This window comes from Paraburkholderia lebeckiae (genome assembly GCF_050436325.1).
Classification (GTDB): domain Bacteria; phylum Pseudomonadota; class Gammaproteobacteria; order Burkholderiales; family Burkholderiaceae; genus Paraburkholderia; species Paraburkholderia tuberum.
Window position 1 is genome coordinate 1,444,070 of record NZ_JBNDLZ010000002.1, and the last position, 22,857, is coordinate 1,466,926.

Genomic DNA, 22,857 nt, shown 5'->3' on the forward strand with positions numbered 1-22,857 from the left:
TCTTACAGACGCGTATGCGAAGCTTTACACCAACGTCAAACAACGCGCGACACGCGCATATATCAAGCCGGCAGGAGACAATAACGATGAGCATGCGATCACAAGCACGCCGCAAACGCCGGCTTCAGCGGCGTGCCGGCATCACCTTCTGCGTCGGCGGCGCGCTCGCCGGTCTGTCCACGAGCGTATGGGCGCAGGCGGAGCCGCCAGTCGCGGCGTCGGCGCCGGCCTCGGCGTCTTCCGCTGCCTCTTCCAGGGCAGCCGACGACAACGCCAGCAGCAACACGACACCTACCGCGACCCTCGCGCCGATCGTCGTCGTAGGCACCACGCCGCTGCTCGGCATCGGCACACCGCTCACGCTGGTGCCGGCCAACGTGCAGACGGTCCACGCGGCCGATATCCAACGGCAGGGCCGCCAGACACTCAGCGACTACCTCGCGGCGAATCTGCCTAGCGTCACGATCTCCGACGCGCAGGGCAACCCGTATCAGATGAACCTGTTCTATCGCGGCTTCACCGCGTCGCCGCTGCTGGGCACGCCGCAAGGTTTGTCGGTATTCGTCGACGGCGTGCGCGTGAACGAACCGTTCGGTGACGTCGTGAACTGGGACCTGCTGCCGCAACAGGCGATCGACACGATGCAGCTGATCCCCGGCTCCAATCCGACTTTCGGCTTCAATACGCTCGGCGGCGCGCTGTCGATCACGACCAAAAACGGCAAGGACAACCCGGTCGGCGAGGCCGAAATTCAGGGCGGCTCGTGGGGACGCAAGGCCGCGCAGATCGAACAGGGCGGCACGATCGGCCAGAACCTCGACTACTACTTCACCGCCAACGCCGCGAACGACAACGGCTGGGCCGAGCAGAACGAGAGCCGCATCCGCCAGGCGTTCGGCAAGCTGCGCTATACCGACGCCGACACGACGCTGTCGTTATCGGCCGGCGGCGCGGACAACGATCTGCACGGCGCGCAAACCATTCCGCGCTCGTTCCTCGGTAACCCCAGGCAACCGTACACGTATCCCGATCGGAATCAGAACAGCGCCGGCTACCTGACGCTGTCGGGCGATCATTACTTCAACGACAACGTCGAGCTGAGCGGCAACGCGTACTACCGGCACTTTCGCAATGCCAACACCAGCAGCAACGTCAACAACGACTACGGCACGATCAATCCCGACGGCACCGTCGATACGTTGCAGGCGACCAACGTACAGTCCACCGTGACGACCGACAGCTACGGCGCGAGCCTGCAACTGACGCTGCTCGGCAAGCTCGGCGGCATGCAGAACCAGTTCATCGCGGGCATGGCCGTCGACGCCGCCGATTCGCGCTTCACGCAGTCGTCGCAGGACGCGGCGTTTACCGATTCGCGCGCGACGGTCGGCATCGGGAATTTCGCACAGCAGACCAACGCGAACACGCACAACACGAACTACGGCATCTACCTGACGGACACGCTCTCCCTGACGCCGCAGTGGTCGCTGACGCTGTCGGGCCGCTACAACTGGGCCGATGCGACGATCGGCGACGAAACCGGCACGCAGCCGCAGCTCGACGGCCACCATACGTTCTCGCGCTTCAATCCGGCGGTCGGCATCAACTGGAATCCGACGCCGGCGCTCACCGCCTATGCGACCTACAACGAGGGCATGCGCTCGCCGACCGCAATCGAGCTGGCCTGCGCCGATCCGAACGCGCCGTGTTCGCTACCTAACGACTTCATCTCCGATCCGTCGTTGCAGCCGGTCATTTCGAAGACCTATGAAGTCGGCGCGCGCGGCAGGATCGGCGGCAACACGACATGGAGCGCGGCTGCCTACAGCACGACGCTCGACAACGACATCGAGTTCATCAGCAGCAACGGCGCGGGCAGTTCGCAGGGCTTTTTCCAGAACGTCGGGCGCACCCGCCGGCAAGGCGTCGAACTGGCTGGGCAGACGAAATATGGGCCGTTCACAGTGACCGGCAGCTACAGCTACGTCAACGCGACCTACCAGTCGACATGGGTCGAAAGCAGCCCCAGCAACTCGAGCGCCGACGCGAACGGCAACATCACCGTGCATCCCGGCGACCACATCCCGAGCATTCCGGCGACGACCGTCAAGCTGCGACTCGATTACGCGGCCACCGCGAAATGGCGAATCGGCACGAACCTGACGTGGCGCGGCAGCATCTACGCGCAGGGAGACGAAAACAACCAGGACGTGAACGGCAAGATCTCCGGCTATCTGTTGATCGATATGGACACCTCGTACCAGGTGACGAAGCAGTTGCAGGTGTTCGCGTCGGTGTCGAATCTGCTCGACAAGCGCTATGCGAGCTTCGGCGCGCTCGGGGAGAACTTCTTTACCGGGCCGGGCAATACGTTCAACGGCGCGGCGCCGGTCAACGAACAGTTCGTTGGGCCCGGTGCGCCGAGGGGGTTCTGGGTGGGGATGAGGTATGCGTGGAAGTAGTCACGTCTGGCGCGGCGGATCGCATGGCTTCACTCTTTCCGCCACCTGACGCTTTATCACGAGCGCACTGCCCGGGAACGCAGCTCGGTTTTTGAGGAATAAGTTCACCTCGTCGCGGCACCCGTAGGCCCGGCGTTCGATGCCTAACGACTTCGTGCTCGCCAAATCGTGCCCTCGGGCGCGCATGCGCCGAACGTCATCCAGACGCGCAATGGCCTGCCGCAGGTCGATATCAACAAGGCGTCGAATGCGGGTGTTTCGGTTAATACGTATTCGCAGTTCGATGTGCAGAAAAACGGCGCGATCCTGAACAACTCGCCCGTTATCACGAACACGCAACTCGCAGGACAGGTGAGTGGTAACCCGAATCTCTCGCCAGGCCAGTCCGCGCGGATCATTCTCAACCAGGTCAACAGCAGTTCGCCCAGCCAGTTGCGCGGCTATCTCGAAGTGGCGGGCAACAGGGCCGAAGTCGTCGTGGCAAACGGTTCGGGGATCGTGGTCGATGGCGGCGGCTTCATCAATACCACGCGCGGCATTCTCACCACCGGTACGCCGATGCTCGATGCGGGCGGCAACTTGAGCGGTTTCAAAGTAACTGGCGGCATGATTACCGTCCAGGGCGCGGGCCTGGACGCGACCAATATTGATCAGGTGGACCTGATCTCCCGCGCGGTGCAGGCTAACGCGGCCATCCGTGCCAACGACCTGAATGTCATCACCGGCGCGAATCAGGTCAATCACGATACGCTTGCCTGTCAGTCGAGCTCATCGCGTTCCCTCACGAGAGCACACAACCAGGAACGGTCGCATGCCTTAAGGACGGCGTGCTCAGTACACGCCTGGCACGCCCGGTGGACGATTCTTGAAGCGACGATGCACCCAGTAATATTGCGCTGGGCACCGATTGATCTGCGTTTCAAGAAATTCATTCATTCGGCGCGCGTCGATCGTCTCACTTTCTGAAGGAAAGTCGCTGAGCGGCTCGAAGATGGTCAGCTTATACCCGCGGTAATCTGGCAATACTTCAGTCACGAATGGTACAACCCGCGCATGGGCCAGTCGGGCAAGGCGCGAAACCGAAGTAAGTGTGCAGGCGGGGACGCCAAAAAACGGCACAAAAACGGAGTTGTGTGTGCCGTGATCCATATCAGCAGCCAGCATGACTGGCTTGCCTGAACGAAGTAAGCCGACGATCTTTCTGGCGCTTGTCGAACGTTCGATCATCTCGGCGCCAAATCTGCCGCGTTGCCGCTTGGCTAGACTGCAAAGGCGCGCGTTCGACATGCGTGTATACAGCGAGGCGGCGGGCAGGCGCGTTGAGTAGAGTATGCAGCCGACCTCGATGCTCACGAAATGGAAGCCCAGAAAGATGGTCGGTGGAGCATTCCTGTCTTCCAGATCGATTCGACTTTCGATGTGGACCAGCTTCCGTATCCTTTTCGCGCTGCCAAACCATTGAATCCCTCGTTCGAGATAGCTTCGAACGACGTGGCGAAAATGGTTTCTGGCAAGGTCGTCGTACTCGCACTCGCTCTTGCCGGGAAAACAGAGACGCAGATTGACGAGAACGATATGTTTTCGGGAGCTTGGAAGTGCATATAACATTGCCCCAACCGCGGTGCCGAACCTTGCGACGAGCGTATAGGGAAGGACTGCGAAGACGCGCAGCAGCACTACAATCAGAACATAGCCAAATCGCGCCAGGAAATTACCCCGCTCGTGAGAATCACTCATCGCGAAACGGAAAAATACGAATACTTACGGACGTCTAACACAATTCGAGATCCTGGCGGCGTAGCATGGCGACGGCAGCGAAGTATCGCACGCCCTACTGTATCGCACGCACTACTTTATGACGGGCTACCCAAGTGGACGGGCTACGGGTTCTTCCTGGCGAAAACAACTGTGCATGGGCGGCAGGCGCCCGCGCCACCGATAGACCACCAAGGCGGCCATTCTACTCGAAAGCCGCCACCGAGTTCGTATGGGGGCGAAGGGTAGATCCGGATCGACTGCCGTCCTTTACCTCGAAAGCGGCCGCTGGCGACTGGATCGGACTGTCAGTGTCAGCTCGCGTCTCGACTTATTCATATAACGCCCATTCCATCCACGTTCTGCCCGAGCACGCCAGTATTGCTCCTGATATGCAAGCTGGGCCGCTCGGATGATCGCGGTCGTTTTCGTGACATCGGCGATGCCACGCAGAGTTGTACCTAGCGATGCCATATGCATACCCTCAAGCGGGAGGGAGACAGCATGGTATTGCGAGTGTCGAGTTTGTTCGGTCGCGTCCGAGGTAAGGAGAATTCGCTCGACAAGGCGCTCACGGTCTATATCGCATTCTCGCAGCACGCATCGCTTGCGGATGCGACGAATCTCATCTGGACGTCAAGTGACATGGAAATTTTTAGCGGGACGGTGACCTTCTGGTTCATCGACCGGGCACTCGCGACGCGTCGCACTTCCTGATTTCCCCGCCGGTTTCATCAACACAGCCCCGCTTCGACGGGGCTGTTTCGTTTTTGGAGACGCGCAATGATCCTCACCCGCGAACAGCTCGCGGCGGCGGTGCCGCCCGCGAACGTACTGGTATGGCAGGACCCGATAACAGCTCATTCGCCCGCCCCGCTCAATGCGATTCGATCGAGCCGTCGCTGTGCGGATACGTGACGATGCCCCACGCGAGCGGCAGCTCGCCGATCTGCTTGAGCGGCTGATAGCTCTTCGCGTCGAGCACGTAGACCGCGTCGGAGCGACCGCACGCGACCATCAGCTTCGAGCCGTCCGGCGTGAAGCTGAAATGCCAGCAGCGCTGGCCGACCGGCACATCGGCGACATGTTCGAAGGTATGGCCGTCGAACACCTGCACCACCTTGTCGCGCGCGGCGGCCACGAAAAGCCGCTGACCGTTCGGGCCGAACGCGACGCCATAGGGACCAAGCTTGGTGTCGACGGTCTTGACTACCTCGAACGTGCGCGCGTCGATCACGACGAACTTGCTGAGCGACTCCAGCGTGACAACATAATGCTTGCCGTCAGGCGACAGCCGAATGCCGCGCGGCCGCCCGCCCGCCGCGAGCTTCACGGTTCGGATCGGCGCGCCGGTTCGAGCGTGATAGATCGACACCGTATCGTCGCCTTCGTTGGTGACCAGCATCATCTGGCCGTCGCGCGAGAATTCGATGCCTTCGGTTTCGTGGCCGCTCGTGACCGAACGGATCACGTGCCAGTTTTTCATATCGATGATCGCGATTTCGGCGGGCGGCTTGTTCGCGTCGTCGTCGTCCGCGCCGGGCTTGTTGCCCGCGTTCGCTTCGGGCTTATTGTCCCCCTTCGCGTCGGGTTTGGCTCCCGGCGGCCCGCCGTCCTCGCCGGGCTCGTAGGTCACGTATGCATAGCCGTTGCGCACCCGCACATATTCGGGGTTTTTGCCGATCTTCACGCGCTGGACCACCTTGCCCGTCGCGGTGTCGATCACCGCGAGATCGTTCGTGTTCTTGTTGGCGACCAGCAGACGCGTGCCGTCGGCGTTCAGGCTCAGGCCCCGCGGGCCATCGGCGCCTACCGGAAAGGTCTGCGTGAGCGTCATCCGGTCGAGATCTATCACGCCGACGCCGGCCTTCTCGCTCGTCACGTAGGCGAGCGGCGCGGCCGCAGCATGCGCGGCGCTCGCGGCCAGCACGAGCGCGCAGGCCAGCGCGAGGGAACGGCGTGGTGGTCGGGGGGAAATCCGTGTCTCCAGCATCGTTGTACTCCGGGTTGATATCGCGGCGCCGCGATGATTCGCGTCATCGTTTCAAGGTAGCCCACCGGGCGATTGTTTGACAACGCGGATCGGCGGGAGATTTTCCCGAATTGCTTCGCGCCGGCCGTTGCGGGTTTGAAAAGCAGGGTCGGCGGGGGACAATGAGCGCGGAGGTGGCGATGATGCTGCAAGTTGCCATGGTGAACCCAGGACGTCCTACGAATGCCACGGCCGCTTACCGTCGCGCGGCCATCGTGCTGGGCGCCGTGATCGTCGCGCATCTGGCGCTGCTCGCCATCGCGTTGAGCTCGCGTAACCGGATCGTCGAGCGTCCGGTCGAGCCGCGCACGATCACCGCGTCGCTGCTGAGCCCCGAGCCTCCCGCTCCGGTTGTTTCACCTCCCGCGCCGCCCCCGCCCGCCGCTGTCGTTCCGACGGCGCCAACGCCGCCGGTCACGCATCCCCCCGTGCGCGTCAAACCTGCGCCGCAGCCGCGCGCGCAGGTGCCGCGCAGTATGGAAACGCCGCTACCCACGCCGTCCGCGTCGCGTGAAAGCACCGCGCAAGCCGCCATGCCCGCCGTGCCAACGACCGCCGCGCCGTCGGCGGCATCGGCTCCCGCCGCCCATCCGGCGGTGCCCGTGTCGACCGAGCCGCGCAACGTGTCGCACGTCGACTGCTCGATTCCGAAGCCCGACTATCCCGACATCGCGAAGCGCCGCGGCGAGCATGGCACGGCGATCGTGCGTTTCGTCGTCGGGCTGAGCGGGCATATCGAAACGGCGCAGTTGCAAGCCAGCAGCGGCTCCCCTCGGCTCGACGACGCGGCGCTCGCCGCCGTCCATGCGGGCGCCTGCCAGCCGTACACCGAAAACGGCACGCCGGTGCGCGCCGCGTACTCGCAGTCGTTCGTGTTCGGACTGACCGAGTGACGCGACAGGTTGAGCGCACCGCCAAACAGACCAGGGACACCAAACGAAGGAACTCGCCATGCAACACTACGGACTCGCAAACGTCTGGGATTCAGGTGATATCGTCACGCGCGGCATTCTGAGCGTGCTCGTGATCATGTCGGTGCTGTCGTGGACGGTGATCATCGTGAAGCTGTGGCAGCTGATCCGCCTCAGGCGCGCAACCCGGAGCGACGCGCGCTTCTGGAGCGCGGACCGCTTCGACGACGGGCTGCGCAGCCTCGGCCATCCGGAATCGGGCACGCACGACAACCCGCTGCTCGCGCTCGCGCTGGCGGGCCATGAAGCCGCGACGCATCATCGGCAGACGCAGCAGCATCTGCACGACCGCATCGACGTGTCCGACTGGATCACCCGGCGTCTGCAGGACACGATGGACGAGACGATCGCGCGCCTGCAAAGCGGCCTGGCGATTCTCGCGTCGATCGGCAGCACCGCGCCTTTCGTCGGGCTGTTCGGCACCGTATGGGGCATCTACCATGCGCTGATCGTGATCGGCGAGACCGGTCAGACCTCGATCGACCATGTCGCCGGCCCGGTCGGCGAGTCGCTGATCATGACGGCGTTCGGGCTCTTCGTCGCAATTCCCGCGGTGCTCGGCTACAACGGTCTGACGCGCGCGAACCGCTCGATCGTCGCGCGCCTGAAGCGATTCGCGCACGGCTTGCACGCGTACTTCGTGACCGGCTCGCAGTTGCCGTCGAGCGCCGGGCCGCAGATGCGTGTGGTGCCGCGCGGCACCAGCGCGACGAACGCAAACCGCGACGGAGACCTCGAATGGCAATGAGCCCTTTCTCCGACGACGACGATCAAGGTCTGATGAACGAGATCAACATGACGCCGCTCGTCGACGTGATGCTGGTACTGCTGATCATTTTTCTCGTCACCATTCCGGCGCTGCAACACGCGGTCAGGATCGATCTGCCGCACGCGAGCAGTCAGCCGGAAGCGCTCAAGCCCGCGCACGTGGACGTCGCGGTGCAGGCGGACGGCACGGTGCTGTGGGACGGTCAGCCCGTGACCGACGACGCCTTGCGCGCGCGCATCGCGCAAGCCGCCCTCGCGACGCCGCAGCCGGAGCTGCATTTGCGCGCCGATCGCAAGGTGCCGTACGAACGTGTCGCGATCGTGATGTCGGCGGCGCAGCGCGGCGGGCTGACGAAGCTGGGCTTCGTGACCGACCCGCAGTTGGGCAAATGACGCGGCGCGGCGTGCGTGTTCGGTGCGTGCCGGCACGTAAAGTCCCGCTTATCGGCGGCGAAAGAATCTCTGAATTTGAATCGGCGGACGGCTCGGCTATCGTGGTGCGTGTCTGAACGGCACCCCACCCTCGCGAGGACCGCACGATGCAAGCCCTCATCTTCGACGTCGACGGCACGCTCGCCGACACCGAGACTGCACATCTGCACGCATTCAACGCCGCGTTCGCGGAAGCGGGCCTCGACTGGTTCTGGGACGAAGCGCTCTATTCCAGCTTACTGAAAGTGGCGGGCGGCAAGGAGCGTCTGCTGCATTACTGGCGCACGGTCGAGTGCGAGGAAGCCGGGGGCCCGCGAGCGCGAGAGGCCGTCGACGCGCTGCACGCGCTGAAGACGCGCCACTACACCGAGCGCATGCGCGAGCGCGGCGTGCCGCTACGACCCGGCATCGCGCGTCTGATCGACGAGGCGAACGAGGCCGGTCTACGCGTGGCGATCGCGACGACCACGACGCCCGCCAACCTTGACGCGCTGCTGCAGGCGCATTTCGGCGCCAGCTGGCGCCATCGCTTCGCGGCGATCGGCGACGCCGGCACCACGCCGGCAAAAAAGCCCGCCCCCGACGTCTATCGTCACGTGCTCGAACAGCTCGGCTTGCAGCCCGCGGCCTGTCTCGCCTTCGAGGACTCGCGCAACGGCCTGCTGGCGGCGCGCGCCGCGCGCGTGCCCGTCGTCGTCACGCCGAGCGCTTTTACCGCGCACGAGGACTTCGATGGCGCGCTGGCCGTGCTGCCTCATCTCGGCGATCCGCACGCGCCGATCGTTCCGATGGTGCGCGGCGAATGGCATCGCTGGGTGGATCTGGCGACACTGCGCCGCTGGCATCGGGACGCCACGCGTCGTCCCGATTCGGCCGCGCACGGCGCACTGAACGCGGACCAGGCGAACGCGAGCGCGTCATGGCAATGAACCGCGACTACCACGCTGTCCTGATCGATCTCGACGGTACGATGGTGGATACCGCGCCGGACATCGTCGCGGCTGCCGGCCTGATGCTGACGGACTTCGGCGCCACGCCGCTGCCGTACGACAGGGTGACCGGATTCATCGGCAACGGCGTGCGCAAGCTCGTGCAACGCTCGCTGGATGCGGCGGGCCTCGGCGAGCGCGTCGAACTGGACCACGCGCAGGCCGTGTTCGAGCGGCACTACGCGGTGACCAACGCGGCACTGGGTCGGGTTTTTCCTGGCGTGATGGCCGGGCTGCGCGCGTTGCAGCAGCACGGCTACCGTCGCGCGTGCGTGACCAACAAACCGCAGGCGCTGGCGGCGGCGCTGCTCGACAAAACGGGGCTTGCCGCTTATATGGATGGGCTGGTCGGCGGCGACACCGTGGCGAGCATGAAGCCGTCGCCCGAGCCGCTTTGGCACGCGTGCCGGCTCCTCGATGTCGAGCCCGAACGTTGCGTGCTGGTCGGCGATTCATCGGTCGATGTCGCGGCGGCGCGCGCGGCCGGTCTTCCGGTCTTCATCGTCAGCTACGGCTATGGCAGCGCGAGCGGCGCCGACCTGCCGCGCTGCGACGCGCTGATCGATTCGTTCGAGGCATTGCCGGCGATTCTGGCGCGAGCGCGACCGGCATTGCGAGCGTGATTCGAGCCGCTAACCCGCCGACAACAATCCCGCGACGCGCTCCGACTTCGTCTGCACCGCGATATCTTTCGCCGTCATCCCCCGGTTGTCCTTCAACGACCGGTTCGCGCCGCGCGCGAGCAACAGCTGGGCGGTCTCCGCGCGATCGTATCCCGCCGCCCACATCAGCGCGGTCAGATCGTTCTTGTAGGTCCGGTTCACGTCGACGCCCGCATCGAGCAACTGACCGACGACCTTCGTTTGTCCCTGGCCCGCCGCGTATTCCATCGCGGTCTTGCCGACGCGATCGGTCGCGAGCGGATCGGCGCCATGCGCGAGCAGCAGCGCGACGATCTCGTCGAAGCCGCCATAGGCGGCGGCCATCAGCGGTGTATCGCCCGGCGCGTTCGCATGCTGCACGTTCGCGCCGCGCTCGATCAGCGTGCGCGCCATCGCCGCATCGCCCTTCTTGCACGCGGTGACGAGCGCGGTGTCGCCGATCCGGTTCATCGCATCGACCGACGCGCCGCGCTGCAGCGCCGCGACGACCGACTGCCGATCGTCGTCCTTCGCGGCTACCAGCAATTGGCGGTTGATTTCCCCCTGGTCCTGCGCGAACACCGGCACGCAGGCACCGAATGCGGCAGCGAACAGAACGGCGCTCGCAAGCGGCCGAATGAACATATCTGTCATGGTGTCTTCCCCGTGCTACTGCAGATTGTTGATATAAGCGGCCAGATGATGGATGTCCTCGTCGGTCAGATTGCGCGTCACGCTGGCCATGTTGCCCGCATCGTTGGTGCGCGTGTGCGAGCGAAAGTCCTGCAACTGCTTGACGATGTACTGATACTGCTGACCAGCGACGCGCGGAATCTCGTTCTGCCCGGAGAAGCCGCCCTGATGGCACATCGTGCACAGCACCTCGGCGGCCTTCCTGCTGCCCGCTTCGATGCTCGCGCCATCGGCGTTGAACCGCACTGGCACGAGCTTCTGCGCGGCGAAGTAGTCGGCGATGTCCTGCATGTCCTCGCTCGATAAATCCGACGCCATCGGCGACATGGGCGGATGGCTGCGCCGTCCCTGCTTGAAGTCCTTCAGTTCCAGATACAGATAGCGCGCATTTTGCCCGGCCAGAATCGGAAAGTCCGGATTGGTCGAATTGCCCATCGGCCCATGACAGGCCGCGCACACCTGCGCTTTCGCCTTGCCCGCCTCGGCATCGGCGCGCGCGCCCGTCGGCAGCCGTGCGGCCATCAACCCGCCGCACAACAGCGCCACCCATACAGCGCGCGCCACCGCCGCCGCTCCCCGCAGCGCCGGCCGCCTCATGGCACCGCGAACACGACGACGCTGTTGCCGCGCTTGAAGTCGATCTGCGTATTCCCGCCCGCCGCGACCGCGATGTACTGCTTGCCGTTGACCGTGTACGACACGGCCGGCGCGTTGACGCCCGCGCCGCACTGGAACTCCCACAGCTTCTTGCCGCTGGCGGCATCGAACGCGCGGAACAGGCCGTTGCCCTCGCCGTTGAACACGAGACCGCCCGCCGTTGCAAGTACGCCGCCGATCAGCGGCTGGTCGGTCTTGTAGTCCCACGCGACCTTGCCGGTGTCGACGTTGACGGCCGACAGCTTGCCCCATTGCGCCTCGGACGGAATCACCTTGAAGGCGCCGCCGAGCCACAGCTTGCTGCCGCCCGGATAGGCGGCGTCCTCGACCTGGTACGTCATCGGCTGATGCAGGTTGGCCGCGTAGACAAGGCGCGTTTGCGGATCGAACGCGATCGGCGACCACTCGACGCCGCCGTTCGCGCCCGGCAGCATGCGCGCGCCGGCTGCTGTCGGCAGGGTCCACATGTTTTCCTGCGGAATCATCGCCTGCGAGAAGCGGATCAGACGGCCGGTCGCACGATCATGCACGTACACGTGACCGGTCTTGCCCGCATGCACGATGCCGGGGATCATCTTGCCGTCGTTGTCGCGCACGTCGATCAGCACCGGCGGGCTCACTGCGTCGAGATCCCAGACGTCGTGCGGCACGTACTGGTAGTGCCATTTGTACTTGCCGGTGTCGAGATCGATCGCGACGAGCGAATCCGTATAGAGGTTGTCTCCCGGCCGGATCGCGCCATACAGGTCCGGCGACGGGTTGCCGACCACGAAATACACCGTGTGCGTTTTCCGGTCGACCGCCGGCGTCATCCACACACCGCCGCCGAGCGTCTTGTAGAAGTCGCCGCCCTTGTCGGCCAACTGCTTCTTCTCCGCGTCGATGTCGCGTTTCTCGTCGCGGCCGGTCGCGTCTTTGGTGGCCCACACGCCTTCCTGGCCGGTTTCCGGAATCGTGTAGAAGGTCCACAGCAACTGGCCGGAATTCGCGTCGTACGCCTTCACGAAGCCGCGAATGCCGTACTCGCCGCCGTTCGTGCCGATCAGCACCTTGCCGTCGACGACCGTCGGCGCCATCGTTTCCGAGTAGCCCTCGTCGGGATTGGCGATCTGGCTTTGCCACAGCACGTTGCCGGTTTTGGCGTCGAGCGCGACGAGCTTGGAGTCGAGCGTGCCCATATAGAGCCGGTCACCCGAAATCGCGACGCCACGATTGTTCGGCCCGCAACAGAACGTCGTGACCGGACCCATCTTGTGCTTGTAATGCCAGAACTCTTTGCCCGTCGTCGCATCGATCGCGTATAGGTGATTGAACGACGTGGTCAGGAACATCACGCCGTCCTTCACGATCGGCGCCGTTTCCATCGACTCGTTGACGGCCGTCTGGAAGATGAACGCCGGCCTGAGCTTCGCGACGTTCGTCCGGTTGATCTGCGAGCCGGGGTAATAGCGCGTCTGCGCGTACGAGCCGTTCGGATGGAGCCAGACCGCCGTCATGCTGCCGGCGCGATCGAGCTGATCCTGGGTCACGGGCTGAAGCGTCGATGGCACCGGCGCGGCGGTGGTGGTCGAGCTGTTCTGTACTTCGTCGGCGGCATGAGCCGCAGGCAAGCCGAACGCGATGGCGAGCAGTGGCAGGCCGACAATTCCCTGAATACGGTTGAATGGCATGAGCGTCTCCTAGCTTTTTATTGTTCCTATGAATTGCAGCGCAGGAGTGCGACATGGATCCACGCGGACGACAGCGTGAAAGAGCACGATGGCGCAACCCTCGCAGACAACAAAAGCGTACGACTTCGAATCGTTGTTAGCTTTGTCAGGACGGGTCGGCTTCGCAGAGTGGGGAGAAGCAATGCATGGGTCCGCAGAAAACCGGCTCGATTAAGGGTAGGCGATGTGTTGTGGATTTTCTAGATTAAATCGTTAAGGAGTGGCGAGCGATCATCGCTCGTCGAGCTGATCAGAACCGGCCGCCGCGCCAATCGGCCCCCTGCTGATAGTTCCGGTTGGTCTGTTCCGGATTCCGGTTCACCAGCGGGCGCGCGTAAAGTGGGTGATGCAGGCTCCGTACTTCGTGTTCGAGCCGGAAACAACGCTCTCCGGATGACAGATCGACCAGGTCGGCAAACCGGTATTGATGCGGCTCTTCTCCATATGCCAGACCTTTTTCGGCGAGCCGCGTGAACGGCCCCGCAAAAGCAGCGGCGTAAATCGCGATGTGGTGTCCGTCGTATTCAGGAATGGGCGCGGTCGTTTCCGCGTACAGCAGTTGCTGATGCGTGCCGATATCGATCACCGCGCGGTGCAATCCATGCTTCTCTTCGATGTCGACGGTCGCATCGAACATATCGCGGTAGAAGCGCGCGATAGGCAACGCGCTGCCGACCGGCACATCCATCTTCACGAACGCGATGCCCAGATCGATTTCCGACCACGGAGCCGACGCGGATCGATTGAAAGGATCGAGGCACTCGTAGCGATTGCCCCACGGACACGTCACTTCGACACTGCCTGCGCGCTCCGTCCAGCCGAACGCGGTGCCGGCGAGCAGCGGTTCGACCGAGCGCAGCCGCCTCACCAGCGCTTCGAGCTCGCCGACCACGAGACCGACACTGCCGCGCAGACGTTGCGCCGCCCCGTGCGGCAAGTGAATCTGCGACCGGCCGATGTTGATCCACATATTCTCTACCCCGGTCATCACGAACGGATCGCGCGTGAGCCCAAGGCCGGTGACGTAGAAGGCGGTCGCGAGAATCTGGTTGGGGATTTTCAGGTTGACGTGTTCGAGCAGGATCAGATTGCCCGTATCGTCGTTAGCGTAAGAGTGTTCCATGTGTTTGCCTTGTGCATGAGCCGCGAAACGCTGGACAAATTATGCATCAACAGGGCAGGCATTTCGCGGACGGCGCGCGGTGCGCGCACTACAAGGCATCACCATGCTATGTGCTCATCTCGCCTTCGATAGTATCGCCACAGCCTCTTGATCGCCACATACGCCAAAGCAGCAACGATCAGATTCACGGTCACCATCACCACGAAAAATAAATCATCGGGATCGCGGATACCAAACCGGTTGGCGACGTGTAGCCAGACAGGTTCCTGGCTTTCAGGCATCGGTATGGGATACGTGTGGACGTAGGGCAGGAAAAAACGGAACAGGCCGATAAACAGCGCTACCTTGAAGAGCCTACGGGCAAGTGTTGCCATACGTGACGACCTCAACCTCGTCATTCGCGGCGGCGCGCAGATGCGCAAGTATTTCCGGCTTGTGCGCGGCAATCGGCGTCGTCGCTCAATGCGCTGAAACACGGCATGTATTCGGCGCAGTGGCGCGACGAACGGCGGCGCGTGAATGAACTGCTGCGCCAGTGCCGCGAGCGGCTGGAAAGGCCGTAGAACGGCGGCGCGGTTCCTTCCCGCGAACCTTCGTAATGCGGACACGAAGACGCGCGGATATTGAGTAGCTACAGGTGCGCAAAGGAGTTCGCATGGCACAAGGGTCCGCATCCGTCCGAGGCCGAGGTCTTCCCGCGTGGGCCAGTTGCGGGTGCGGACAATGCAAACCTCTCATGCAAATGTCTTGGGGCAAATGCGAACTTTGCGGACATTCATGCGAACGTCGCGAAGCTGTTTGCACGCTCCCGCACGGCCCGGACCTGGCAGTCAATATCGATCCCACATCACGGTTTGATTTTTTATCAAAGGATCAAACGCGCCGCCACGCCCCCATTGCTGTGCGCATGGCGGCGCGCCTGACGCCACCGACTGATACCAGTGCATCGCCGCAGAAATATGCGTCGGGAATAGGGCTGGCGCGGAATTTTAAATGTCAATTCTTGCTAAATCGAGCCAATACGCATTGATCTGTGACTGTTTCCCACAGTTAGCTGATTGTATTCGCTACGGAATTGGGGAACGATTCGATGCTGGGAATGCTGTATCCGGGCAATTCGCTGTAGCCGTCTAACCCGCGCCGCTGGCGCTTTAAAGGACCAACGCATGGCAGAGTTTGACCCACTGCGCCAGGGCATTACCGGCCGTCAGGCACATTTCCTTGAGATCCCCGGCACGGCCAGCGCAGCGGCGCTCTCGGTCGTGTCGTTCAAGGCCACCGAGAAGATGGGTGCACCGAACGAGGTTCATATCGAGTTGACCCATCCGCAGCAGCTTGCGCGCGCCGACTACCTGAACCGTGATGCGGTTTTCAGCATCGTGGCCGACGATGGGACCGTGCGGAAGTTTTCGGGATTCATCGCGCGCTTCTCGACGGTGCAGACCACGAAGGACTACACGAAGTACGAAGTTATCCTGAAGTCGCACTTCGGACGGCTCGAGGCCGTCACGACCACCCAGCCTTACCAGCACCTCACGACCCCGCAGATCATCCAGGCCATCCTGAGCCGGCACGGTATCCCGGCTCACCTGATGGCGTTCCGCCTGCGCCGCCAGTATCCGGTTCACGCGTGGCGTTTCCAGTACCAGGTGAATGATCTGGCCTATGTCCAGATGCTGATGCAGAAGGCCGGCATCTACAGCTATATCGTGGAAACGGAACATGGCGGCATGACCGTTTTTGCCGATGACATCGACCACTACCGCTACGACGAGCCGCAACGGATCGTGCCGTACCGCGAGGCGGCGGGACTCGAAGCGGACGGGGTGGAAGCCGTCACGGTCATCAGGACCCATACCGTGACGGTGCCGCAATCGTTCATCGTGGCAGACTACAACCCGGAAGGCGCCTGGGAGCGTTTGCGCGACACGGCGAATGTCGCGCCTGCCGATCCGACCACCTACGGCCAGCCGTACCTCTATGGCACGAACCACCTGGACCAGGCCGGGGCCAAGTGGGAGGCGCAGCTCCGCCACGAGGCGGCCATTGCCCGCCAGATCGTGTATGAGGGCGAGAGCAACGTGCTCGCATTGCAGTGCGCGAGCGTACTCGAAACGGATATCGTGCTGCCCGATGCGCCCAAAGGTCAGGTCGTGATCGAGGTCACGCACAGCGGCGCGCGCGACGCATCCTACACCAACAGCTACAAGGCGATCCCTGCCGACCGGCGTTTCCGGCTGGAACTGAAGCCGGAAACCTGGGCAAAAATTCCGGGAACGCTTTCTGCCCGAATTTGCAGCCCGGACAAATACACCTATGGCTATTTGAATGCCGCGGGCTACTACGTGGTTCGGCTCGATGCCGACTTCGGCACCTGGCCCAGGGGCGGCGAGAGCGTGCCGTTGCGCCTGGCCAAGCCGTTCGCGGGCAAGCTTCAGACCGGCATGCATTTCGTCGCGCTGGATAACGACGAAGCCGTGATTTCCTTCAGGGACGGGGACCCGGACAAGCCGGAAATCACGGCTTTCCATTACCACAGCCAGGCGCGCGACCTCGTCACCAACGATCGCCGCTGGCTGTCGCGCAACATGATCCGCACGCAGAAGAACAACAAGCTGCGCATGGAAGACTGGGAGGGCCAGGAAGGCGTCAAGCTCAGCACCGAACACTCGGGCAAGTCGCAACTGAATCTCGGCTACCTGGTTGACAGCAAACTCGAATACAGGGGTGAAGGCTACGAGGCGAGAACATCGGGTTACGGGGTGAATCGCGCGGGCAAGGGCATGATGCTCACGGCCTACGACCGCCCCGCCGCGACCGGCAAGCAGCTCGACATGGAGGAAACCATCGCACAGCTTGAAAGCGCGCTGGCGACCGCAAAGGCGCTTGCCGCTTCGGCGCAAAGCGCGAAGGCCGAGCCTGCCGACACCGACGCGCAGCAGCAGATGAAGGACGATCTGGACGGCCTGAAAAAGCCGGGGCTGCTGATGAGCACGCCCGCTTCGGCGGGCATCGTCGCGGGCGGTGGTGTGCAGTTTTCGGCGCAGGACAGTATTTCGACCGTGGCCGGGAAGAACGCCGACTGGAGCGTGCTGAAGCGGTTCACGGTCGCGGCGGGTGAACTCGTGTCGCTGTTCGCGCAGAAGCTTGGGATAAAAATCTTCGCGGCCAAAGGGCCGGTCGAGGTGCAAGCCCAGGGTGGCCCGATGTCCCTTATTGCGGACAAGGACTTCACCATGTCGAGCGTCAACGGCACGGTGCGTATCGTCGCGAAGCAGGAACTCACGTTCGGATCGGGCGGCGCGTTTATCGAGATGAAGGACGGCAGCATTACACTCGGCGGCCCGCTCGATCTGTTCATCAGGACCATCACCGTACAGAAGCAGGGCAAGGCGTCACTGAACATGCCGCTGGACCTGAACCATCCGGCGCTCTCCGGTATGCCGACCACGCCCCTGACGTTCTACGCGGGCGCGTCGCCTGCCTCCCGGGAAGCGATTCCGGCCAACATGCCCTACAGCCTGTACGCAGGCAATACGCTCGTCAAGCAGGGTGTGATGGACGAAAACCGGGCTGATCCAGGCCGACCATCATCCCACCACGCAGCAGTACACGCTCAAGCTCGCCAACGGTGCAAGCTACACGATTCCCGTGGCCGAACAGTACCGGGGCGACGCAGATAACGGCGCGCTTGCCAATGGCGGTTTTCACTTTTACGAAGGCCAGAGCGGCACGGATGCGGGGGCGGTCGATCGCGCCCGGCACCGCGCGGACTACAACAACTGGCTTGACCCGGACACGGACGCCTGACCATGACCCAGCAATCCCCGATTACCGTACCCATTGCCCTGTCCCAGACGCACAGTGCCGTCTTTACCCTGCCGTGGTTCGTGCAGCACACAAAATACCGCCCCCAGGCCGCCAACTACACGCCGCTGGTCAATGGCGAGGCCGCGTTCGGTGCGCTCTATGACGCCATCGACAAGGCGACCGCGACGATTGATTACATCTGCTGGGGCCTCCAGCCGTCGATGTATTTCAAACGTGATGGCAAATCGCTGCGCATTGGCGATCTGCTCATCAAGAAGGCCAAAGCGGGCGTCAAGGTCCGCATCCTGTGCTGGCTTGATTCGGCCTGGATCGCACAGATCGGCGAGCAGGAGGTGCCGGGGTGGACTGAAGGCGCGCGGTTCATGACGCAGAACGAGGACGCCCGGCAGATCGCCTACGACCGGAACTGGTATCACAATGCCCGATTGCCTGCTGGCGGAAAGCCTTCAGGGGCTGCCCCAGCCGGGTCGCAGATGTATACGGCACTCAGGGAAGACCCGTACCAGATGTTCGGTGCACAGTCTTTCAAGGATATCGGCATTGAACTGGTGACGCGTGACTTCTCGCTGGACGACCGTCAGGAGATCATGCATCGGGAAAGGCTCATGCGCGCGAGTGGCGACGGGCCGACGCGTGCGACCGTTGCTGCATATGGCCTGGAACCTTCCCATCACCAGAAAATGGTGCTGATCGACTACGAGGCGCCGGAGGTAGCCGTTGGGTTCGTGATGGGGCATAACACGCTCGACGCGTACTGGGACGACGACGCGCACAGTCATGTCAAGAAAGCGCCGAACCTGGGGCGCAACGGTGAGACGCCGCGACAGGACATGTCGGCCATCGTGGCGGGACCGGTTCTCGAATATCTGAACGACAATTTCTGTCGCGCATGGGAGCGCAGTGCAAAAGAAGACTTACTCGCCACTCGCGAGGCGCTGAAGGACAGGCTGCAACCGCGCGACGAGATTGGCGCACGCGTCATGGCACAGATATGCCGCACGCAGTCTCAGGAGGGCGTGCGTAACATTGAAGCGCTTTATCTCCAGACGGTCAGGAACGCGACGAATTTCATCTACATCGAGAACCAGTACTTCCGCTGGCCAGCCCTCGCGGCACAGATCAAGGACGCGGTGAAAACGCAGATCGAGTGGGGGCGCGATCCCTCAAAGCCAGTTCATCTGTTCGTTGTGACCAACGCGAACAAGGACGGCATCGGCCAGGGGCCGGGAACGACCTACGACATGCTCAACAGCCTGGGCCGCGCAGACACCATTCCGACCATCGCACGGGCGGAGGAGAACGACACGCTGGGCGGCGCCTTGCTGGATGCCCGGAAAGCAGTCACGGCGGCGAACACGCAGATGCGAAATGCAAATGGTCCGCAGCAGCAGGCCGACGCGCAGCGCGCCATTGACACGGCGAAAGGCAAAGAGGCCGAACTGCAACAGCAGTACGACGACAGCATCAACGGCGGCAAGGCGATCCTGCCGCAGACCATTCCGGGCCTGAAGGTTCACGTCTGCTCGCTGGTTGCACCGGACTCGCCGCCTGGCACAAGCTGGCAGTACGTGTACGTGCACAGCAAGATCATGATTATTGACGATGTGTTTGTCACCCACGGCTCGGCCAACGTCAATCGTCGCAGCATGGAGGTAGACAGCGAACTGAACATCTGTCACGAGTGCATGGACGTGACGCAGCCGCTGCGCAGGCACCTGTGGAATATCCACACGAACGGACAGGGGGCGCAGGATGATCCTCAAACTGCCGGTAAATATTGGGAGCAGATAATCTCCCGAAATTCCAACAACCAGAAAAACGGCTTGGCTCCTATTGCATCACTCGTCGGCTTTATGTGGACAGGCGCGAGTCGCCTGCGGCTGGACTAAACGATGAAGCCACGCACCGTAGTGACCTGCCTGGCGCTCGTACTATGCGCCTGTTCGAACAAGGATAACCCGATGCCAACCCAAGCCGAATGGAGCGCCGTGCGCGCGAAACTGGCCTTTACCTGCGCTCACGAGGCGGACCATCTGCCGCCGCTCGACCCGCAGGCCGATACGCTATTTAAATACGCACTATTCCTCGAAAAGAAACCCGGCCCGAAGGATTTCAATGCTGCTGCCCGCTATTACCGGGTCGCCGCCGCTTACGGGCATTACAAGGCGAACCATAACCTGCAACTGCTTGTATCCACGGGGCAGGCGTCGTCTCCCCATGCAGCCACGGAAACGATCGATCTGGCCGAGCGGTTGATTGCAGCGAGCATTCCCGGCGGCTACTACGACATGGGGCATTACCTCGAACTCGGCTATGGCGTGAGGCAGGACGAGAGGAACGCGCAGATTTACTATCGCAAGGCGGCGGATCTGGGTAGCCCGGAAGGACAGTATTACGTGGGAGACCTGCTTTCGCCCAAGGATCGTGCCCCGGACATTTCACAGCAGATGATGGAGTGTGCGGCCGATCAGGGATATGGAAAGGCGGCCAACTATCTCGGCATAGACCTCTCGACCAATAAGCTGTATCCGGAGGCAGCTAAAGCATTCCAGAGGGGTGTAATGGCGGGCGACACACAATCGGCGTTAGCTTTACAAGAAGGCTTTAACGGCCCGTTACCTACTAATCAGCTTTTCTTTTTAGCACTTCCACGCGATCCAGAACGTTCGCGCCGTTACGAGTTGATCGGCAAGTTTATTGATGACCACGACGGCCTGAATCCCAAGGTGCCGGACATTGACCAGATCGTGCCGCTGCCGCCCGCGAAGCTGCCGCCGTGGGACGGCACATTCCAGTGGCAGAAGGAGCAGGACGCCGCGAAGCCACCGCAGAAACCCGATGACAAGCTGGTCGAGCGTCTTGCGCGCGAGAAGAATCTCGATCCCGCAACGGGCCTGCCGCTCGCGCCCGTCAAAAGCGCGAAGGCCGAGCGTGTTCCATTGGGTACGGAGGTGCGCCCCGGTGAGGTCTGTCCGCACGATGGCTACTGGTGCGTGCGGCCCTTCGATGAACGCCATCCCGAAGCGACGCGCCGGTTCAGCAAGGGCGAGACGATGCCACACCTTGTCCTGAATGACCCGCGCATCATTCCGGGCCTCGACTGGTTGCTCGGCATGCGCACGCACAAGACCAACAGGGAATGGAGCCTGAAGGCTTACCTGGACCAGGCGTAGTGCGCGCGCGGTTCCCATCGGCCCCGCTTCGGCGGGGTTTTTCCTTCGTGCGTGCCTGTTCCTGCGTCTCGCCCGCAGGATCAAATGGCTGGCACCTGGCCGTGTGCGTCGAGATAGGACGGCACTGGGTGCTGTCCGGTTTCGAAGCCCTGCCGGTAAGTGCGCCCTGTCCACGCGCGCAAACCATTGGGCAGCGCGTGCCAGTGCTCCCGACATCCCCACCGATCGAGCGGCACCATGCGCGGGCAGTTCGGCCAGCCGCAACGGTGCGCGTAGTCGTGAATCGTCGCCATGTTTCCCTCACGCGTAGTCGAGTTTCAGCGTGAGCTGGACCGCGCGCAAAATATCGGTATGCTCCACCTCTAGCGCGGGAATTTCACGCTTGCGGGTATTGAGAGCGCGCGCACCAACCGTGCCGCGCAGCTTCGATTCGCGCTCCCGCAGTTCCCAGTCGCGCATGCATTCGGCGAACGCCTCGCGCTGCGCGTCGAGCATCGCGTGCATTTCCTGAAAGGCCCGAATAGAACGCTTTTCGGACGGCGTACGCCGCTGCACCCGTAAAAGGCATCACGAGACGCATGAAACCTTCTTCATTCATGACGTAATACGGGCCCCTTCGCGCGCCGCCTTTCGGTTCGGGTACTGCGTCGAATGTCAGTTCAAACTTGGAACGCTGTTCCGGGCCAAGTTCGATAAGGTCGCGAATGTCACGCATCACGTGTTTGTGCTCCTTGCTGAACATCTTCGCCACGACGCGCGAATCGGCCATCGGCTGCGCTTCGCGAACGATTTGCGTGAGCATGATTTCGCCACCACGGCGCTCGGCACGCAGGCGGACTTCACGGGCCTGTTCTTCGGCTTCCCTGTTTTTTGCCTGCTGCGTGTACACCTCCAGGGCGCGGGCCTTGTCCCGTATATCCTTCACTTCATCAACTGCGGCGCATTCAGCAATCGTCCGGCACGTGCTTTCATAGCGGCCCATCACAAGTGCCCCCGCCTGCTGCCTGCGCACTTCGATCACGAGGTCGCGCGAGGCGCGAAACCGCTTTGCGATGGCTGTGTTGGTCTGCGCGGGGTCCGCTTCGATGGCCGCGCGGATGGCGGCGCGGCGCGCTGCGCGATCTTCAGGCACCGTGCCCGCATTAGCGGCTGCAGCGTGTGTGCATCATTGATGCTCTCCCGTGTGAATGATGATGCGATGCTCAACCGGTACGAGTGCGACAATTTCTTCGAAGGTGGGCGCGGGTGCAGCGCCCAACATTTCGCGCTTGAGCCCATCGAGATTCAATCCGAATTCGTGAGTCCACACAGGCCGACCGACCGCTTTTTCAAGTGCCTCGTGAAACACCGGGAACGGCATGCACAGGCACGGCTCGATAGCTGGAACCTCGCGCGCTCGTAGTGCGTCATCGAACGCCAGAAACCCGCCTCGAACAGTGCGCATGCTTCGTCGTATGTCATCGCATGCCCCTTTCAGGAAAGGCTAGCTGCGAACGCACTTTAGCCAACAGTGGCAGTAGCTAGCTAGCAGCGTCGCCGTGACTGCACCGAGACTGAAACCCTTGTAGCTTTTTCCGCCGATCCAATAACCAATACCGTGCGACAGGAATATCGCGATCTC

21 protein-coding genes and 2 pseudogenes are annotated in these 22,857 nt (G+C 62.6%); 12 read left to right on the forward strand and 11 right to left on the reverse strand.

Annotated features, from left to right (window positions below; all coding sequences use genetic code 11):
• Positions 1–86 precede the first annotated feature (86 nt).
• Positions 87–2,462 carry a TonB-dependent receptor gene (locus OKW44_RS09840; protein ID WP_018424572.1) on the forward strand — a complete coding sequence of 792 codons (2,376 nt, stop codon included), beginning with the start codon at positions 87–89 and terminating at the stop codon, positions 2,460–2,462.
• Positions 2,463–2,624: 162 nt separating this feature from the next.
• Positions 2,625–3,254 (forward strand): annotated as a pseudogene (locus OKW44_RS09845) (filamentous hemagglutinin N-terminal domain-containing protein); the annotation flags it as partial.
• Positions 3,255–3,293: 39 nt separating this feature from the next.
• Here the strand turns inward: OKW44_RS09845 and OKW44_RS09850 are convergent.
• Positions 3,294–4,199: a lipid A biosynthesis lauroyl acyltransferase gene (locus OKW44_RS09850; RefSeq protein ID WP_204357184.1), complete on the reverse strand. Its 906-nt coding sequence runs from the start codon at positions 4,197–4,199 to the stop codon at positions 3,294–3,296.
• Positions 4,200–4,721: 522 nt separating this feature from the next.
• On the opposite strand from OKW44_RS09850, the gene OKW44_RS09855 reads away from it, so the two are divergent.
• The gene (locus OKW44_RS09855; RefSeq protein ID WP_018424569.1) at positions 4,722–4,934 is read left to right on the forward strand and encodes a hypothetical protein; all 213 of its coding nucleotides are present in this window, start codon (positions 4,722–4,724) and stop codon (positions 4,932–4,934) included.
• 160 nt (positions 4,935–5,094) lie between these two features.
• Here OKW44_RS09855 and OKW44_RS09860 read toward each other — a convergent pair whose 3' ends face one another.
• Positions 5,095–6,210, reverse strand: a complete 1,116-nt coding sequence (locus OKW44_RS09860) for a YVTN family beta-propeller repeat protein (protein ID WP_026226546.1) — start codon at positions 6,208–6,210, stop codon at positions 5,095–5,097.
• A 179-nt stretch (positions 6,211–6,389) separates the two neighbouring features.
• Here OKW44_RS09860 and OKW44_RS09865 point away from each other — a divergent pair, with 179 nt between their 5' ends.
• From OKW44_RS09865 to gph, 5 genes are all read left to right on the forward strand, one after another.
• Positions 6,390–7,142, forward strand: a complete 753-nt coding sequence (locus OKW44_RS09865) for an energy transducer TonB (RefSeq protein ID WP_204357183.1) — start codon at positions 6,390–6,392, stop codon at positions 7,140–7,142.
• A gap of 58 nt (positions 7,143–7,200) precedes the next feature.
• Positions 7,201–7,968 (forward strand): MotA/TolQ/ExbB proton channel family protein, encoded by a 768-nt coding sequence (locus tag OKW44_RS09870; RefSeq protein ID WP_018424566.1) that lies wholly within the window; start codon positions 7,201–7,203, stop codon positions 7,966–7,968.
• Complete coding sequence (locus OKW44_RS09875) at positions 7,959–8,381, forward strand: ExbD/TolR family protein (protein ID WP_018424565.1); 423 nt, start codon at positions 7,959–7,961, stop codon at positions 8,379–8,381. The genes OKW44_RS09870 and OKW44_RS09875 overlap by 10 nt, the downstream gene beginning before the upstream one ends.
• A 146-nt stretch (positions 8,382–8,527) precedes the next feature.
• Entirely contained in the window at positions 8,528–9,349 is an 822-nt protein-coding gene (locus tag OKW44_RS09880; RefSeq protein WP_018424564.1) for an HAD family hydrolase, read from the forward strand.
• A complete protein-coding gene (gene gph, locus OKW44_RS09885; protein ID WP_018424563.1) occupies positions 9,340–10,032 on the forward strand; it encodes a phosphoglycolate phosphatase in 693 nt (230 codons plus the stop codon). The genes OKW44_RS09880 and gph overlap by 10 nt, the downstream gene beginning before the upstream one ends.
• Before the next feature lie 9 nt (positions 10,033–10,041).
• Here the strand turns inward: gph and OKW44_RS09890 are convergent, their stop codons facing one another.
• From OKW44_RS09890 to OKW44_RS09910, 5 genes are all read right to left on the reverse strand, one after another.
• Positions 10,042–10,704 (reverse strand): ankyrin repeat domain-containing protein, encoded by a 663-nt coding sequence (locus tag OKW44_RS09890; RefSeq protein ID WP_026226545.1) that lies wholly within the window; start codon positions 10,702–10,704, stop codon positions 10,042–10,044.
• 15 nt (positions 10,705–10,719) lie between these two features.
• On the reverse strand, positions 10,720–11,340 hold the full coding sequence (locus tag OKW44_RS09895; protein ID WP_018424561.1) for a c-type cytochrome: 621 nt from the start codon (positions 11,338–11,340) through the stop codon (positions 10,720–10,722).
• Positions 11,337–13,070 (reverse strand): pyrroloquinoline quinone-dependent dehydrogenase, encoded by a 1,734-nt coding sequence (locus OKW44_RS09900; protein WP_018424560.1) that lies wholly within the window; start codon positions 13,068–13,070, stop codon positions 11,337–11,339. Before OKW44_RS09900 ends, OKW44_RS09895 begins: the two co-directional genes overlap by 4 nt.
• A 289-nt stretch (positions 13,071–13,359) precedes the next feature.
• Positions 13,360–14,232, reverse strand: coding sequence for a VOC family protein (locus OKW44_RS09905; RefSeq protein WP_018424559.1), 873 nt, complete (start codon positions 14,230–14,232; stop codon positions 13,360–13,362).
• 98 nt (positions 14,233–14,330) lie between these two features.
• Positions 14,331–14,606, reverse strand: coding sequence for a hypothetical protein (locus OKW44_RS09910; RefSeq protein WP_018424558.1), 276 nt, complete (start codon positions 14,604–14,606; stop codon positions 14,331–14,333).
• A gap of 792 nt (positions 14,607–15,398) precedes the next feature.
• Here OKW44_RS09910 and OKW44_RS09915 point away from each other — a divergent pair.
• From OKW44_RS09915 to OKW44_RS09930, 4 genes are read left to right on the forward strand one after another with little or no spacing between them, the layout of a single operon-like run.
• Entirely contained in the window at positions 15,399–17,915 is a 2,517-nt protein-coding gene (locus tag OKW44_RS09915) for a type VI secretion system Vgr family protein (RefSeq protein ID WP_429410000.1), read from the forward strand.
• Positions 17,884–18,042 (forward strand): hypothetical protein, encoded by a 159-nt coding sequence (locus tag OKW44_RS09920; RefSeq protein WP_018424557.1) that lies wholly within the window; start codon positions 17,884–17,886, stop codon positions 18,040–18,042. Before OKW44_RS09915 ends, OKW44_RS09920 begins: the two co-directional genes overlap by 32 nt.
• A 2-nt stretch (positions 18,043–18,044) precedes the next feature.
• Positions 18,045–19,952 carry a phospholipase D-like domain-containing protein gene (locus tag OKW44_RS09925; protein ID WP_026226544.1) on the forward strand — a complete coding sequence of 636 codons (1,908 nt, stop codon included), beginning with the start codon at positions 18,045–18,047 and terminating at the stop codon, positions 19,950–19,952.
• Positions 19,953–19,955: 3 nt separating this feature from the next.
• Positions 19,956–21,236 (forward strand): SEL1-like repeat protein, encoded by a 1,281-nt coding sequence (locus OKW44_RS09930; protein ID WP_503129140.1) that lies wholly within the window; start codon positions 19,956–19,958, stop codon positions 21,234–21,236.
• Positions 21,237–21,316: 80 nt separating this feature from the next.
• On the opposite strand, the gene OKW44_RS09935 is transcribed toward OKW44_RS09930, so the two are convergent.
• The 4 genes and pseudogenes from OKW44_RS09935 to OKW44_RS36985 all read right to left on the reverse strand — a co-directional run bounded on the left by OKW44_RS09935 (position 21,317) and on the right by OKW44_RS36985 (position 22,680).
• Positions 21,317–21,529 (reverse strand): hypothetical protein, encoded by a 213-nt coding sequence (locus OKW44_RS09935; protein ID WP_162634100.1) that lies wholly within the window; start codon positions 21,527–21,529, stop codon positions 21,317–21,319.
• A gap of 7 nt (positions 21,530–21,536) precedes the next feature.
• Positions 21,537–21,731, reverse strand: a complete 195-nt coding sequence (locus tag OKW44_RS09940; protein WP_429410913.1) for a hypothetical protein — start codon at positions 21,729–21,731, stop codon at positions 21,537–21,539.
• Between the two features lie 91 nt (positions 21,732–21,822).
• Positions 21,823–22,218 (reverse strand): annotated as a pseudogene (locus tag OKW44_RS36980) (Rha family transcriptional regulator); the annotation flags it as partial.
• Between the two features lie 183 nt (positions 22,219–22,401).
• Entirely contained in the window at positions 22,402–22,680 is a 279-nt protein-coding gene (locus OKW44_RS36985; protein ID WP_162634099.1) for a DUF7736 domain-containing protein, read from the reverse strand.
• Between the last annotated feature and the right edge of the window lie 177 nt (positions 22,681–22,857).

Bases quoted from the DNA above. Each gene is read 5' to 3' on its own strand.
- OKW44_RS09930 (WP_503129140.1), top strand. From the start codon at position 19,956: ATGAAGCCACGCACCGTAGTGACCTGCCTGGCGCTCGTACTATGCGCC.
- OKW44_RS36985 (WP_162634099.1), bottom strand. From the start codon at position 22,680: ATGCGCACTGTTCGAGGCGGGTTTCTGGCGTTCGATGACGCACTACGA.
- OKW44_RS09875 (WP_018424565.1), top strand. From the start codon at position 7,959: ATGGCAATGAGCCCTTTCTCCGACGACGACGATCAAGGTCTGATGAAC.
- OKW44_RS09905 (WP_018424559.1), bottom strand. From the start codon at position 14,232: ATGGAACACTCTTACGCTAACGACGATACGGGCAATCTGATCCTGCTC.
- OKW44_RS09935 (WP_162634100.1), bottom strand. From the start codon at position 21,529: ATGGCGACGATTCACGACTACGCGCACCGTTGCGGCTGGCCGAACTGC.
- OKW44_RS09890 (WP_026226545.1), bottom strand. From the start codon at position 10,704: ATGACAGATATGTTCATTCGGCCGCTTGCGAGCGCCGTTCTGTTCGCT.
- OKW44_RS09865 (WP_204357183.1), top strand. From the start codon at position 6,390: ATGATGCTGCAAGTTGCCATGGTGAACCCAGGACGTCCTACGAATGCC.
- OKW44_RS09940 (WP_429410913.1), bottom strand. From the start codon at position 21,731: ATGCTCGACGCGCAGCGCGAGGCGTTCGCCGAATGCATGCGCGACTGG.
- OKW44_RS09860 (WP_026226546.1), bottom strand. From the start codon at position 6,210: ATGCTGGAGACACGGATTTCCCCCCGACCACCACGCCGTTCCCTCGCG.
- gph (WP_018424563.1), top strand. From the start codon at position 9,340: ATGGCAATGAACCGCGACTACCACGCTGTCCTGATCGATCTCGACGGT.
- OKW44_RS09915 (WP_429410000.1), top strand. From the start codon at position 15,399: ATGGCAGAGTTTGACCCACTGCGCCAGGGCATTACCGGCCGTCAGGCA.
- OKW44_RS09880 (WP_018424564.1), top strand. From the start codon at position 8,528: ATGCAAGCCCTCATCTTCGACGTCGACGGCACGCTCGCCGACACCGAG.
- OKW44_RS09900 (WP_018424560.1), bottom strand. From the start codon at position 13,070: ATGCCATTCAACCGTATTCAGGGAATTGTCGGCCTGCCACTGCTCGCC.
- OKW44_RS09870 (WP_018424566.1), top strand. From the start codon at position 7,201: ATGCAACACTACGGACTCGCAAACGTCTGGGATTCAGGTGATATCGTC.
- OKW44_RS09895 (WP_018424561.1), bottom strand. From the start codon at position 11,340: ATGAGGCGGCCGGCGCTGCGGGGAGCGGCGGCGGTGGCGCGCGCTGTA.
- OKW44_RS09910 (WP_018424558.1), bottom strand. From the start codon at position 14,606: ATGGCAACACTTGCCCGTAGGCTCTTCAAGGTAGCGCTGTTTATCGGC.
- OKW44_RS09925 (WP_026226544.1), top strand. From the start codon at position 18,045: ATGACCCAGCAATCCCCGATTACCGTACCCATTGCCCTGTCCCAGACG.
- OKW44_RS09850 (WP_204357184.1), bottom strand. From the start codon at position 4,199: ATGAGTGATTCTCACGAGCGGGGTAATTTCCTGGCGCGATTTGGCTAT.
- OKW44_RS09840 (WP_018424572.1), top strand. From the start codon at position 87: ATGAGCATGCGATCACAAGCACGCCGCAAACGCCGGCTTCAGCGGCGT.
- OKW44_RS09855 (WP_018424569.1), top strand. From the start codon at position 4,722: ATGGTATTGCGAGTGTCGAGTTTGTTCGGTCGCGTCCGAGGTAAGGAG.